A 13,556-nucleotide genomic window follows, 5' to 3' on the forward strand; every position below is an offset into this window, starting at 1 on the left:
ACAAATTAGACATGAGTCGGACGACACAATGTGATGGCCGCGCCCTTGGCTAAGCCCTATCCTCGAATAATCATGACTTCAGCATCGAGCATGGATCCGGCAGCGCGAGCTGCTGCGGACTCCCCAGCCAGCAACAGCGTCACCAGCCAGGCCGCCAGCCTGATGGGATCGCGGCCCATTGGTGTCTTTGATTCGGGCGTCGGGGGACTCACCGTGGCCAGGTCCATCATCGACCAGCTGCCCAACGAATCCATCCTCTACGTCGGCGACACCGCCAACGGCCCCTACGGTCCGCTCCCCATCGCCGAGGTCCGTGCCAACGCCCTGGGCGTGATGGACGAGCTGGTGGATTCCGGGGTGAAGCTGCTGACCATCGCCTGCAACTCGGCATCCGCTGCCGTGCTCCGCGACGCCCGCGAACGCTACACCGCCCGCTACGGGATCCCCGTCATCGAAGTGATCCAGCCGGCCGTCCGCCGCGCCGTCGCCGCCACCCGCAGCGGCCGCGTCGGTGTCATCGGCACGTCGGCCACCATCGGGTCCCGTGCCTACGAGGACACCTTCGCCGCCGCCCCGGACCTGCAGATCACCTCCGCGGCCTGCCCCGCGTTCGTGCCCTACGTCGAAGCCGGAATCACCACGGGGCCGGAGCTGCTCGCCGTCGCCCGCGACTACCTGGCGCCGCTCATAGCCGCCGGCGTGGACACTGTGGTGCTCGGCTGCACCCACTACCCGCTGCTCACCGGCGTCATCTCCTTCGTCCTGGGGGATGACGTCACCCTGGTCTCCAGCGCCGAGGAAACGGCCAAGGACGTCTACCGGGCCCTGGCGTCCCGCGGATTGGAGCGCACGGACACCGCGGCTCCGGAACACAACTTCATTGCCACGGGGGACGCCGCGCAGTTTGAGCACCTGGCCCGCCGCTTCCTCGGACCCGAGGTGCTCAGCGTCCGCCACGTGGACCACGTCGCGGCCCAGTACCCCACGGGCAGCCTGGCCAGGATCACGCCGGAAATGATCGCCGCCGCGCAGGCCGGCGCGAACCGTCCCCGGATCTCCAACTTCGTGGGCGGACCCGCGGGCGGGGGAACACTGCTGTGAAGCTGACCATCGTGGGCTGTACCGGATCCTTTCCGGGGCCCGGCTCGCCGGCGTCGTGCTATTTGCTGACTGCCAGCGACGGCGAACGGAACTGGAAGATCGTCCTGGACCTCGGCAGCGGCGCGCTCGGTGCCATCCAGCGCTACACGGATCTTGAGGACATCGACGGCATCTTCCTCACCCACCTGCACCCGGACCACTGCATGGACCTCTGCGGACTCCACGTCGCGGTGCGGTGGAAGCCGGGCGGCTGGGGACGCGGCAGGATTCCGGTTTGGGGGCCGGCCGCCACCGCCGACCGGATGGCGACGGCCTACGGCCTGGAACTGGACCCCGGGATGCACGAGGAATTCGACTTCAGCAACTGGTCCGAGCGCAAGCCAGTGACCATGGGCCCGTTCACGGTCGCCCCCTACGCCGTCAACCACCCGGTGGAAGAGGCCTACGCTCTCCGCGTCGAGGTCACCGAACCGGACAAGGATGGCAACCCCGTCACCCGCGTGCTCAGCTATTCCGGCGACACCGACTCCTGCAGCGGGCTGGAGGACGCGGCCCGCGACGCCGACCTGTTCCTCTGCGAGGCGGCCTTCGAGGAAGGCCGCGACGACGGCATCAAGGACGTGCACCTGACCGGCAAGCGCGCCGGGGAAGCCGCCGTCGCCGCCGGCGCCCGGCGGCTGCTGCTGACCCACATCCCGGTCTGGACGTCCCCGACGACCGTCATGGCCGAAGCCAAGGAAATCTTCGGACAGCACGTGGCCGTGGCTGTGGCGGGCGTGCACTACACGATTTGAGCGGAACCTTTCAGTCCGGATGGGCACGGACAGGCCCGGAAAGCTCCGGATGGGCAGGTGTGCCCGGCTGGGCCGGTGCGGGTCGATAAGCTAATGACATGACTTCCGAAGCCCTTACTGCCCCCGTTATCCGCGCCGACGGCCGCACCCCCGATCAGCTCCGTCCGATCAGCATCACCCGCGGCTGGTCCAAGCAGGCCGAGGGATCGGCCCTGATCGAGTTCGGCAACACCCGGGTGCTGTGCACGGCCTCGCTCACCGAGGGCGTCCCGCGCTGGCTCAAGGGCGAAGGCCGCGGCTGGGTCACGGCCGAATACGCCATGCTGCCGCGCGCCACCAACACCCGCTCCGACCGTGAATCCGTCAAGGGAAAGATCGGCGGCCGCACGCACGAGATCTCCCGGCTGATCGGCCGATCCCTGCGTTCCATCATCGACACCAAGGCCCTGGGCGAGATCACCATCGTGCTGGACTGCGATGTCCTGCAGGCCGACGGCGGCACCCGCACCGCCGCCATCACAGGCGCCTACGTGGCGCTGGCCGAGGCCATCCGCTTCGCCCGCGAGAACAAAATGATCGCCCGCAATGCCCAGCCCCTCATCGACACGATCGCCGCCGTCTCCGTCGGCATCATTGACGGCATCCCGATGCTGGACCTGCCCTACGTCGAGGACGTCCGGGCCGAGACCGACATGAACGTTGTCGTCACCGGGTCCGGCAAGTTCGTCGAAGTCCAGGGCACCGCCGAGGGCGCCCCCTTCGACCGGGATGAGCTCAACAAGCTGCTCGACCTGGCCCTGATGGGCACCGAGCAGCTCGCCGCCATCCAGCGCGACACCCTGGCGGAAGCCCCGTGACAGCGGGCGCGGCGCAGCCGGGCCCGGCAGATCACAGCCCAGCAGATCACAGCGCTGCAGGCCACAGCGCTGCGCCGGTGCTGGTGCTTGCCACGCACAACCAGGGCAAGCTCCGGGAACTTCGGGAACTGCTGCGCGGGCAGGTGCCGGGCCTCGACGTCGATACCCAGGTGGTGGACGCGGGGGCCGTCGGCGCACCCGACGTCGCCGAGACCGGTGTGACCTTTGCCGAGAACTCACTGCTCAAGGCACGCGCGGTGGCGCAGGCGACCGGACTCGTGGCGATCGCCGACGACTCCGGCCTCGCCGTGGACGTGCTCGGCGGGGCTCCCGGGATCTTCTCGGCCCGCTGGGCCGGCCGCCACGGGGACGACGCCGCCAACCTGCGGCTGCTGCTTGACCAGCTGGCCGACGTTCCCGAAGAGTACCGCGGTGCCGCGTTCGTCTGCGCCGCGGCACTGGCCGTCCCCGGGGCCGGCGCAGGTTCTGGCACAGGGGACGGCCGGGAAGTCGTGGAGTACGGGCAGCTCGAGGGGACGCTGCTGCGCGAGCCGCGCGGGACCGGCGGCTTCGGCTACGACCCCGTGCTGCAGCCCAGCGGGCTTGACCGCAGCTGCGCCGAGCTGAGCCCGGCGGAGAAGAACGCCATCAGCCACCGCGGCCACGCTTTCCGGGCGCTGCTTCCGGCCATCGTGGAGGCGCTGTCCGGGAGGTAACCCGGCGCCAGGGGAATTAACAAAAGGATGGCGCCCCGCATGGTGGGGCGCCATCCTTTGCGCTATTTGTCCGGAACGCTTGTCCGGAACGGGAGCTACGGCGTCTTGCGTTCCTCTTCGGGCTCGTGCTCCTCGATGAACTCCTCGACGACGTCCGTGCCGTACTTCTCGGCCTGGCGCTTGGCGATGAAGCCGCGTACAACCTCAATGGCGATCGGGACCACTGACACCAGGACGATCGCGATGAAGATGATGTCCAGGTTTTCGCGGACCCACGGGAAGGTGTCGCCCAGCAGGTAGCCCAGGAGCGTCACACCGCCGCCCCACAGCACGGCGCCGATCACGTTGAAGACGAAGAACTTGCGCTTGCTCATTTGGGCGACGCCCACGATCACCGGGACAAAGGTCCGGATGATCGGCACGAAACGGGCCAGGATCAGGGCCTTGCCGCCGTGCTTCTCGAAGAACGCGTGGGCGCTCTCGACGTTTTCGCGCTTGAAGAGCTTCGAATTCGGCTTGTTGAAGATGGCCGGGCCGGCTTTGGAGCCGATCAGGTAGCCCACCTGGTTCCCGATGATCGCTGCGATGATGATCATCACCACGAACGCCCAGATGTTGACCTTGATGGTCCCGGTGGCCACGAGGAGTCCGGCTGTGAACAGCATCGAGTCGCCCGGCAGGAAGAAGCCGATCAGCAGGCCCGTCTCGGCGAAGATGATGCCGCAGACCAAAAGAATGACCCACGGCGCGAGGGCGGGGTCGGCCAGGAAGACCTGGGGGTTCAGCCAGTCGGGCAGGAACGAGGCAAGGTGCGGCTGCACCGGGCCTGCGCCGCCGATCGTGGACACGGCGAAGTCATTCAAAGCTAAAAGGTTCACCTGTCAAGGGTACTTGACGGCCGCCGTCGGGCGCTGACGGCGGGCGGCACGGGATCGGCACTGGCGCCGCCGGTGCGGGTCCGGCCGGAATCCGGCGCTAAAGTTGGAGCGTGGGTTTGGACTTTACGGCGATCGACTTTGAGACCGCGAATGGCTTCCGGGGTTCACCGTGCGCTGTTGGCCTGAGCAAGGTGCGCGGCGGCGTTGTGGTCGAGGAAGCCTCGTGGCTGATGCGGCCGCCGGAAAACCATGACCGCTTCGACCACCACAACGTCCGGATCCACGGCATCCGGCCTGAGCAGGTGGCCGGGTTGCCGCGCTTCGGTGAGCTGTTCCCGGAGATCGGCGCCTTCATCGGCGGTGATATCCTCGCTGCCCACAATGCCGCCTTCGACCTCGGCGTGATCCGCTCCGGCCTGGAGGTTTCCGGCCTGCCGGGGCCGGCCTATGACTACGTCTGCACCGTGATGCTCTCGCGCCGCTGCTACTCCCTCGTCTCCAATTCCCTGCCGTACGCGGCCGAGGAAGCGGGTGTCCCGCTGGTCAACCACCACGACGCCGCCGAGGACGCGCGGGCGTGCGCCGGGATCCTGATTGACATTGCCGCGCGCAACGGCGCCGGCAGCATCGCGGAACTGTACCTGTCGCTGGGCCTCACGGTTTCCCGCCAGCAAGCGTTCGACCCGCTGAGCGATCCGCTCTCCAAGGCCAGCCAGTCAGCCCTCGACGCACTGGCCGGGGGAGCGGCCGCAGCGGCCCCCGTCCGGGCCTACCAGCCCGGCTGGCCGGAAGAAGGCGCCAACCCGCCGCCGAACGCCTTCGCCGAGCCCGGCCACCCGTTGTTCGGCCAGACCGTGGTGTTTACCGGCGAGCTCGCCATCCCCCGTCCTGAGGCGAAGGTCCGTTCCGCCGAACTCGGCGCCAGGACCGAGAGCCGGGTCACGGCCCGCACCACCGTCCTGGTGGTGGGCGACGGGTTCGTGGCCGCCGACCTGCGCTCCGGCCGGCTCACCGGCAAGGCCCGGCGGGTGCTGGAGCTGCACGAGCGGGGCCAGCGGATCGAGGTCCTCTCCGAAGGTGAGTTCCTGCAGATGGTGGGCGGCCACATGGCCTCCGCCGCCATTGCCTGATCCCCGCCGGTCCCGGGGCTCCGCGGTCATACTGCGCAACAAACATTTCGCCCGGGGCGGGCCTGCTCCTAGCCTTGAACGATGAGCAAACTGACCTCGGCACGTCCCGCGCCTCCGGCACCTGCAACCGCATTTTCATCTGCGCGCAGGGGCGGAATCGACTGGCGCACGGTCTTCGCGTTTCCCAACCCGGTCAACGAGTACGCGGCCCGGGTCACGGCCGCACTTGTGGTGCTGCTGTCCGTGGTGACGCTGCTGACTGGCTTCGGCTGGGGACTGGCCCTCATTGCCGCGGGGTTCTGGCTGCGCGTCCTGTTCGGCCCGCGGATTTCGCCGCTTGCCCAGCTGTCCGTCAAGGTCCTGACGCCGCGGCTGGGAAAGACCCGGCTGGTTCCGGGCCCGCCGAAGCGCTTCGCCCAGGGCATCGGTGCGGCCACGTCCACCGCCGCGGCCGTCCTGCTGGCCGCGGGGCTGGCACCGGCGGCGTGGATCCTGCTGACGGTCCTGATTGTGGCCGCGTCCCTGGAGGCATTCGCCGGCTTCTGCCTGGGCTGCACCATCTTCGGCTTCCTGCAGCGCCGCGGCCTGATCCCCGAGGACGTGTGCGAGGCCTGCAACAACATTTCGCTCCGCCGGTCCTGAGGGCCGGACTGGAGCGCCGCCGGGTTGGACCGGCGCCGGTTCAGGCGCCGGTGACGGCCGCCAGGCGGGACGCCATGCCCCGGATAACCTCCGGGGCCTCAAGCCGTTCGAGCCACTGCGCCGGAAGGCAGCCCTCGCCGTAGAACGTGCCCAGGATGTTGCCGGCAATCGACGCCGTGGAGTCGCTGTCCCCGCTGTGGTTAACCGCGACGGCGATTGCCGCGCGGAAGTGCTCCTCCGGGTGCCCTCCGGCAGCCGACGGATCCGGTTCCGTGGCGAGCACCGCGTAAAGCGCGACGGCGAGTGCCTCCTCGGCCACCCAGCCTTCGCCGAGTTCACGGACCAGGTCCTCCGGGTCCAGCAGCGCGCCGGCGGCACCAAGCCGGAGTGCTGCTTCCAGCCGGGAGATGAGGTCCGGATCAACTCTTTCGTCCTTGCGCAGCTGGACGGTGTCCAGGTGTCCGAGAGCGTATTCCGCTGCCGGCCGCAGCCCGTGCCCGGCGAGCAGGGCGTGGATGACAAGACTGAAAATGCCGGCACTCTGCCTCGCGGCGGGGTGCCCGTGGGTCAACGAGGCGGCGTCGGCGCTGAGCTTGTAGACGTCGGCGGGGGCGATGTAGGGGATCAAGCCAAAGGGGGCCGAGCGCATCACCGTGCCGCAGCCCTTGGAGTCCGGGTTGACCGGCCGGAAAAACGTCCCCATCTCTCCGGTGGCCAGTCCGCTCAGGCAGGCATTGCCCGGGGCGCGGCGATGCTTGAGGACGGCGTGGGAATCGATCCACCGGGGCGGCTGGAACGGGGCCGCCTCCGGAACCGGCACGCCCTGGGTGGCCAGCCAGCGCAGGTACGCGAGCCACAGGCACGCGTTGGTGTCCGCGGCCACGCCCGAATTGGCCCACTCCAGCGCCTCCAGCAGCCCGTCCACGGTGTACAGCGTGAGCTGCGTGTCGTCGGAAAAGTGGCTGCCGCCGTCGAGCGCTGCGAACTCCCGCAGCCCGTCCGGACCGAACTTCGCACGGATGGTGGAGATGTCATCGAATTCGACGGCGTACCCCAGCGAATCACCCAGGGCGCCGCCCAGCAGGCACCCGTGAATCCGCGAGGCGTGCGATGGTGCCGGTGCCGGTTCAGGGGTGATGGCGTGCTCGTTGCTCATGACTTAGAATTTTACCCCGGCCCCACGTCGGAGCTGGTGCCACAGGTCAACACCGGGACAGCAGGCGACCAATGCGCGAACCAGCATGGCGGAAGACCGGATCCACCCCTGACTACCGGTTCTCGCTCGCCAATGAAACAACGTTCCTGGCCTGGATCAGGACATCGCTGGCCCTGATCGTGGGGGCGCTTGGCATCGACCAACTGTTCCCCGACATCGCTCCCGCTCCGCTGCGGATCTCCATGTGCGTTGCGCTGGCGATCATCGGTGCCGCCCTCGCCGTCCTGGCGTACCGGCGCTGGGGCCAGATGGAAGAGGCGATGCGAAACAACCGTGAGTTGCCGTTTTCCGGTGTGATGCTCGTGATGACCATTGGGGTGTCGGCCGCGGCGTTTATCCTGGCAGTGCTGCTCCTGGCCGCGCGATGAGCGCCGGGGCCGTTCGGGACCCCGGGCTGCAGCCGGAACGGACGTCGTTGTCCTGGAGCCGGACCCTGCTGGCCCTCTTCGCGGCCGACCTGCTGATTTGGCGCGGCTGGGCGATCGCGGCGTCACAGACCGCCCCCGGTTCCGCCAGGTGGGCAGGGGCCGGAACCACGGACTATCTGGGGGTGTGTGCCCTGGCGGCGATGGTCGCCACGGTGGTGCTGTGCCTCTGCGTTCTGGCCCGGGTGCGGGAACTCCGGCACTCCTCCTTTGCGCCGCCGGCCTCCCTCATGCGCTGGGCCGCCGCCGGGGTCACTGTGCTGGGAGCCAGTGCCGTCGCCGCGATTGCGCTGGGACGCTAAGCCCGGGTCCAGCGAACGTCCAGACTCCGCTGGCAGACTGCTCGCTGACCCCAAGCAAAGGAATACCTGAACATGATCACGCCTGCGTCAGCCCCCAAGTCGCCCGATGGGGCGGCTGCCACCACTGTCGATCCGACGCGACCCGGGCTGCTGGGCCGGGTGTCCGCCGAAGCCGTGGGGACGTTCTTTGTGGTGATCGCCGGCCTGGGCGTTCCGCTATTCACCATTCCGCAGTCGAACCCCCTGTCGGCCGCCCTCGCCGGTGGACTGGCCGTTACCGCGGCAATGCTGGCATTCGGGTACCTCTCCGGCGGCCACTTCAACCCTGCGGTGACGGCCGGAAACGCCATTGCGGGCCGCATCCGCCCCCTCGACGCGGCGGCATATGTGGGCGCACAACTCGTGGGCGCCCTGCTCGGCGGGGTGACGCTCTTTGGCATCCTGCGCACCGTCCCCAATATCGCCGACACCAGGACGGCCTTTGACACGGTGGCCGCCGGTTTTGGTGAAAGGTCCATCATCCAGGTCCCGATGGCCGGCGTGCTGCTCATCGAGGTGCTCGGTGCCGCCCTGCTGGTGGCCGTCTACCTGGGCACCACCTCGGAGCGGAACCCCTCAAGGCTTGCGGCGCCCTTTGCCGTGGGCCTGGCCACGGCGGTGCTCCTGCAGTTCGGCCAGGCGCCCGGCAACACTCCTTTTAATCCGGCGCGCGCCACCGCCTCGGCCGTCTTCAGCAGCCCGGATGCGCTCGGCCAGTTGTGGCTCTTCTGGGTTGCACCGCTGGTGGGCGCGGCCCTCGCCGGACTCGTGTTCCGCGGTTTCGCGCTGTCGACGCCGGCCACGGTGCCGGTGCCTGCCGCTGAGGACTACGTGGACGAAGTTGACGACGTGGACGGACTTGACGCAATGGGCCAGGACCGGACGCCGGAGGGTTTGGCCGGCGCCGGACCGGTTGCCGGGAACGACGAAGCGCGCGCCTTCTTCGACGGGGAACGCGGGGAACGCGGCAAGTAGGCCGCCAGCAGCTGCGCCGGAGCGGTGGCGCAATCCTGTCGGTGGCAGCCGATACCGTAGGAGCATGCGGTTATTGCACACCTCGGACTGGCATTTGGGCCGGTCGTTCCACGGCGTTGGGATGCTCGATGCCCAGCGCGCCTTCATCGACCAGCTTGTGTCCTTCGTGCGGGCGGAGGCCGTCGACGTCGTCCTGATCGCCGGCGACGTCTACGACCGCGCCCTGCCGGGGGTCGACGTCGTCCGCCTGCTCGACGACGCCCTGGTGGGCCTGACCGGTGCCGGCGCCCAGGTGGTTCTGACCAGCGGCAACCACGACTCGGCCATCCGGCTCGGGTTCGCGTCCCGGCTGCTGGAACGCGGGGGAGTGCACCTGCGCACCCGTCTCACCGAGCTGGACCAGCCCGTGCTTTTTCCGCTCGACGCCGGACCGGACGCCGACGCCGGCGCCGGCGCCGGACCGGTGCTCGCTATCTACGGCATTCCCTGGCTGGAACCACGGCTCGTGGCCGACCAGCTCGGCGTCGACACCGCCAGCCACTTCGAGGTGACCCGGGCGGCCACGGCCCGCATCCGCGCCGATCTTGCGGCCCGGGCCGGAACCCGCACGGTCCATTCCGTGGTCCTGGCACACACCTTCGCCAGCGGCGGGATCAGCTCCGACAGCGAACGGGACCTCAGCATCGGCGGCGTCGGCGCTGTGCCGCTGGATCTCTTCGACGGCTTTGGCTACACGGCGCTCGGCCACCTGCACGGCCGGCAGGAGCTCTCGCCGACCGTCCGCTACTCCGGCTCTCCGCTCGCCTACTCGTTCTCCGAAGCGAAGCACAAGAAGGGCAGCTGGCTCCTGGACGTCGACGCGGGCGGCATCGGCAGGGTCCGCGAAGTGCTCTGGGAGGCTCCCCGGACGCTGGCCGTGCTCCGCGGGAAGCTGGAGGAACTGCTGGTGGCCGAGGACCACGCGTGGGCCGAATCGGCCTATTGCCAGATCACCCTGACCGATGCCCAGCGCCCGGCCCAGGCCATGGAAAGGTTGCGCGCGCGGTTCCCCGACACCCTGGTGCTGGGGTTCGACCCGGAAGGTGCCGGCGCCGCCGCAAAGACCAGCTACAGCAGCAGGCTCGCAGCGGCCGAGGACGACCTCTCCGTCTGCTGCGGTTTCCTGGAGCACGTCCGCGGCCGGGCCGCCGATGACGGTGAGGCTGCTGTCTTCGCCGAAGCCCTCGAATCCGTGCGCCTGGAAGGGATTTCCCTGTGAGGATCCATCGTCTCGAGATCTCCGCCTTCGGGCCTTTCGCCGGCACCGAACATATCGATTTTGACCGGCTGAGCGCGCACGGGCTGTTCCTGCTGAACGGTCCCACGGGAGCCGGCAAGACCAGCGTCCTGGACGCCATCTGCTACGCGCTCTACGGGTCGGTGCCCGGGGCGCGGCAGGACGGCAAGCGGCTGCGCAGCGACCACGCCGAGGCCGCAGCGGAGCCCCGGGTCACATGCGAATTCTCCGCCCGCGGCCGGCACTTCGAAGTCTCCCGCGCCCCCGCCTGGGACAAGCCCAGCGCCCGGGGCAAGAACGGCTTCACCGTGCAGCAGGCCAACACGCTGCTCCGCGAACGCGTCGACGGCGAATGGATTGAGAAGTCCGGCCGGAACGACGAGGCAGGCGCCGAGATCGCCGACGTCCTCGGCATGAACCGGGAACAGTTCACCCGTGTGGTGATGCTGCCGCAGGGCGACTTCGCGGCCTTCCTGCGGTCCAAGGCCACCGACCGCCTGGAGCTGCTCCAAAGCCTCTTCGGCACCCAGCGTTTCGAGGCCGTGGAACAGGAACTCGGCCGGAAGGCGCAGGCGGCCCGCACCGAGGTCGCCAGCCTGAACGGCCAGCTGGAGCTCCTGCTCGTCCAGGCGGAGGCCGAAACCGCCGCCCTGGAGCTCGACACGGAGGGTGCGCCGGACCGGGCTGATCCTGACTCCTTCCTGACCTGGCTGGAGGCCAACGCCGCCACCGCCGCGGAGCGGCGGCGCGCCGCCGCGCTGGAGGCGGAGGTGCTGCGCTCCGACCGCTTGTCCGCCAGGGACGCCGCGACGGCGCGTGCCACCCGCCAGGCCAGGCTGGCCGCGGCCCAACGCCGGCGCTCCGAGGCTGAGGCCGCCGCGCCCACAGTCGCCGCCAAGAACAGCCAGCTGGGCCTGCACCGTGAGGCCGAAGTGCTCGGCGGGCAACTGCAGGCCGTGGACAGCGCCGGAACGGCGGAGGAAGCGGCCGCCGCCGCCATGGCCGCTGCCGTGGAAGAACTGCGCGCCGCCGCCCTCACCGACCCCGAACTCGCCACGCTGCGGAACGGAACGGGTGACGGCGGCCCGGACTCACGGGCCGGCGGCTCCGTGGGCGGCGCCGGCCTCGGCGAAGGCTCCACCGTCGACGCCGGCACTTTGCGGTCGGCGCTGCGCGGACTGAGCTCATTGCGTGCGGTGCTGGAGGAACGGCTTCCCGAGGAAACCAGGCTTGCCGGACTACGGAGCCGCACCGCCCGGCTTCGCCTGGACCTGGCCCGGCTGGAAGACGACCGGACCTCCGGGGCTGCTGCCCTGACCGCCCTGCGCCTGGAATCAGAGGCCCTTCTCGCCGGACTGCGTCCGCTCGAAGAACTCGCCGCCGAAGTGCAGATGCGGACGAAGGAAGCAGCGGCCGCGGAGGAGTTACTAGTTCTGGTCCGCCGCTACGCCGAGGCCGGGACGGCCTGCGGTGCCGTTGCGGAACGCCATGGCCGCGCCCGGGAGGAGTACCAGGACCTGCGCCAGCGCTGGCTGGACCTGCGCGAGGAACGGCTGGCCAATGCTGCCGCGGAGCTCGCGTCCCAGTTGCAGCCCGGCGTCCCGTGTTCGGTGTGCGGCAGCCCTGACCATCCGGCGCCCGCCCCCGCCGCGGCTTCGGCGCTGACCGTGGCCGAGGCCGAAGAGACCGCGCAGCACGCCTGCGAGGTGGCGGAGGCCGCCCTCGTGGCGCTCGAACGCGAACTCGCCGATGCCCAGCAGGACGTCGCCGTGCTGGCGGCCCAAGGCGGCAACACGGCGCCCGACGACGCCACGCTCGAGGCCGCCCTGGCCAAAGAACGCGCCGCGGAAGCGCACCGCGCGGCGGCGGAGCTTGCCGCCAACCGTGCACGGCAGTCCCGGTTGGACGAGGAGATCGCCGGGGCCGAGGAGGCCCAGGCGGCCGCGGCGTCCAGCATCGCCCACACCGGGTCCACCCTCACTGAAGTCCAGGAGCAGGCCGAGGCCCTGGAACTGGCCCTCGACAAACTCCGGGCGGGCCACCCGGTCCTGGCAGCCCGCATCACAGCGCTCGACGGCGCCACGGCCGTGCTGGAACGCGCCGATACGGCCCGGACCCGGGTGGAACAGGCCGCCGCACGTTCCGCGGAAGCCCGGCACCAACTGGAGCTGGCGCTTCCTGCCGCCGGCTTCGAGTCCGCGGACGCGGCCCGGGCCGTGCTGCTTCCGGCCGCCGACGCCGCGGCACTCGAAGCTGCCGTCCGCGCCGGGCAGAACGAAGCGGCCCGGATTGAGGAGCTCTTTGCCAGCGAGGAACTTGTCCTGGCGGCGCACGAGCTCGAAACAGAAGGACCCCTCGTCGAGGACCTCATGGAACAGCTCCGCGCAGACGCTGCCGCGGCGGAACGCTCAGCCCGGGAAGCGGAACTCGCGGCCGGCCTTGCGGAAAAATCCGCGCGGACGCTCGGCGCTATCGCCGCGAACTATGCGCAGCTTGCGGAGGCAGGACGGGAACCGCGGGAACGGGCGGCACTGCTGGCCGCCGTCGCCGACGCGGCCCGCGGTGCGGGAGACAACACCTACCGCATGAGCCTGAACAGCTACGTGCTCGCCGCCCGGCTCGAACAGGTGGCCGTCGCTGCCTCGGAACGGCTCATCGGCATGAGCGACGGCCGCTACACCCTGCAGCACACCGACGCCAGGGCGGCCCGCGGGCAGAAATCCGGGCTCGGCCTGGAGGTTGTGGACCAGTGGACCGGGCAGCGCCGGGACACCGCAACGCTCTCCGGCGGTGAGTCCTTTATGGCCTCACTCGCTCTGGCTCTCGGCCTTGCGGACGTGGTGCAGCAGGAATCCGGCGGTGTCGACATTGAGACGCTGTTCGTGGACGAGGGATTCGGCAGCCTCGACGAACAGGCGCTCGAGCAGGTCATGGATGCCCTGGAGGGGCTTCGCGACGGCGGACGGGTGGTCGGCCTGGTGAGCCACGTGGGCGAAATGAAACAGCGCATCAGCACCCAGCTCCAGGTGGTCAAGGGACGCAACGGTTCCACCCTGCACATCGCCGACGACGCCCAGGCCTGACACGCGTCCGCGGGCCCGGCGACCGCCACGGCAGCCGGCCCCGCGGAGACAGCCACAGTTGCGGATACACTTGGGGTGTTACCGGGTCGCGCGCATCGGGAGGAGGGACGATGCGCACCCTT

Annotated in this window: 13 protein-coding genes; 11 read left to right on the forward strand and 2 right to left on the reverse strand. The window is 69.7% G+C overall.

Annotation, left to right across the window (positions count from 1 at the left end):
* The first annotated feature begins 90 nt into the window (after positions 1–90).
* The 4 genes from murI (at position 91) to rdgB (ending at position 3,468) form a co-directional block, all read left to right on the forward strand.
* The gene (murI, locus tag GXK59_RS05050; RefSeq protein WP_443094307.1) at positions 91–1,101 is read left to right on the forward strand and encodes a glutamate racemase; all 1,011 of its coding nucleotides are present in this window, start codon (positions 91–93) and stop codon (positions 1,099–1,101) included.
* On the forward strand, positions 1,098–1,895 hold the full coding sequence (locus GXK59_RS05055; RefSeq protein WP_160664891.1) for an MBL fold metallo-hydrolase: 798 nt from the start codon (positions 1,098–1,100) through the stop codon (positions 1,893–1,895). Before murI ends, GXK59_RS05055 begins: the two co-directional genes overlap by 4 nt.
* 98 nt (positions 1,896–1,993) lie before the next feature.
* The gene (rph, locus tag GXK59_RS05060) at positions 1,994–2,752 is read left to right on the forward strand and encodes a ribonuclease PH (RefSeq protein WP_024367137.1); all 759 of its coding nucleotides are present in this window, start codon (positions 1,994–1,996) and stop codon (positions 2,750–2,752) included.
* 77 nt (positions 2,753–2,829) lie between these two features.
* A complete protein-coding gene (gene rdgB, locus GXK59_RS05065) occupies positions 2,830–3,468 on the forward strand; it encodes an RdgB/HAM1 family non-canonical purine NTP pyrophosphatase (protein WP_160669002.1) in 639 nt (212 codons plus the stop codon).
* Between the two features lie 95 nt (positions 3,469–3,563).
* On the opposite strand, the gene GXK59_RS05070 is transcribed toward rdgB, so the two are convergent.
* Positions 3,564–4,331, reverse strand: a complete 768-nt coding sequence (locus GXK59_RS05070) for a VTT domain-containing protein (RefSeq protein ID WP_160669003.1) — start codon at positions 4,329–4,331, stop codon at positions 3,564–3,566.
* 125 nt (positions 4,332–4,456) lie between these two features.
* Here GXK59_RS05070 and GXK59_RS05075 point away from each other — a divergent pair, with 125 nt between their 5' ends.
* Positions 4,457–5,476, forward strand: a complete 1,020-nt coding sequence (locus GXK59_RS05075) for an exonuclease domain-containing protein (protein ID WP_160664893.1) — start codon at positions 4,457–4,459, stop codon at positions 5,474–5,476.
* An 81-nt stretch (positions 5,477–5,557) separates the two neighbouring features.
* Positions 5,558–6,118, forward strand: coding sequence for a DUF4395 domain-containing protein (locus GXK59_RS05080; RefSeq protein ID WP_202129059.1), 561 nt, complete (start codon positions 5,558–5,560; stop codon positions 6,116–6,118).
* A 40-nt stretch (positions 6,119–6,158) separates the two neighbouring features.
* Here GXK59_RS05080 and GXK59_RS05085 read toward each other — a convergent pair whose 3' ends face one another.
* Positions 6,159–7,274, reverse strand: coding sequence for an ADP-ribosylglycohydrolase family protein (locus GXK59_RS05085; protein ID WP_160664895.1), 1,116 nt, complete (start codon positions 7,272–7,274; stop codon positions 6,159–6,161).
* Positions 7,275–7,345: 71 nt separating this feature from the next.
* Here GXK59_RS05085 and GXK59_RS05090 point away from each other — a divergent pair, with 71 nt between their 5' ends.
* From GXK59_RS05090 to GXK59_RS05110, 5 genes are all read left to right on the forward strand, one after another.
* On the forward strand, positions 7,346–7,702 hold the full coding sequence (locus GXK59_RS05090; protein ID WP_160664897.1) for a YidH family protein: 357 nt from the start codon (positions 7,346–7,348) through the stop codon (positions 7,700–7,702).
* A complete protein-coding gene (locus GXK59_RS05095) occupies positions 7,699–8,061 on the forward strand; it encodes a DUF202 domain-containing protein (protein WP_160664899.1) in 363 nt (120 codons plus the stop codon). The genes GXK59_RS05090 and GXK59_RS05095 overlap by 4 nt, the downstream gene beginning before the upstream one ends.
* 72 nt (positions 8,062–8,133) lie before the next feature.
* A complete protein-coding gene (locus GXK59_RS05100) occupies positions 8,134–9,075 on the forward strand; it encodes an MIP/aquaporin family protein (protein ID WP_160664901.1) in 942 nt (313 codons plus the stop codon).
* A gap of 64 nt (positions 9,076–9,139) precedes the next feature.
* Positions 9,140–10,333, forward strand: a complete 1,194-nt coding sequence (locus GXK59_RS05105) for an exonuclease SbcCD subunit D (RefSeq protein WP_160664903.1) — start codon at positions 9,140–9,142, stop codon at positions 10,331–10,333.
* The gene (locus GXK59_RS05110; protein WP_160664905.1) at positions 10,330–13,434 is read left to right on the forward strand and encodes an AAA family ATPase; all 3,105 of its coding nucleotides are present in this window, start codon (positions 10,330–10,332) and stop codon (positions 13,432–13,434) included. Before GXK59_RS05105 ends, GXK59_RS05110 begins: the two co-directional genes overlap by 4 nt.
* Positions 13,435–13,556 lie beyond the last annotated feature (122 nt).

The sequence above is a fragment of the Pseudarthrobacter sp. ATCC 49987 genome (assembly GCF_009928425.1).
GTDB lineage: Bacteria > Actinomycetota > Actinomycetes > Actinomycetales > Micrococcaceae > Arthrobacter.

Excerpts from the sequence above, each read along its gene's own strand:
- murI (WP_443094307.1), top strand. The coding sequence starts at position 91 with ATGGATCCGGCAGCGCGAGCTGCTGCGGACTCCCCAGCCAGCAACAGC.
- rph (WP_024367137.1), top strand. The coding sequence starts at position 1,994 with ATGACTTCCGAAGCCCTTACTGCCCCCGTTATCCGCGCCGACGGCCGC.
- GXK59_RS05080 (WP_202129059.1), top strand. The coding sequence starts at position 5,558 with ATGAGCAAACTGACCTCGGCACGTCCCGCGCCTCCGGCACCTGCAACC.
- GXK59_RS05085 (WP_160664895.1), bottom strand. The coding sequence starts at position 7,274 with ATGAGCAACGAGCACGCCATCACCCCTGAACCGGCACCGGCACCATCG.
- GXK59_RS05090 (WP_160664897.1), top strand. The coding sequence starts at position 7,346 with ATGCGCGAACCAGCATGGCGGAAGACCGGATCCACCCCTGACTACCGG.
- GXK59_RS05095 (WP_160664899.1), top strand. The coding sequence starts at position 7,699 with ATGAGCGCCGGGGCCGTTCGGGACCCCGGGCTGCAGCCGGAACGGACG.
- GXK59_RS05100 (WP_160664901.1), top strand. The coding sequence starts at position 8,134 with ATGATCACGCCTGCGTCAGCCCCCAAGTCGCCCGATGGGGCGGCTGCC.
- GXK59_RS05105 (WP_160664903.1), top strand. The coding sequence starts at position 9,140 with ATGCGGTTATTGCACACCTCGGACTGGCATTTGGGCCGGTCGTTCCAC.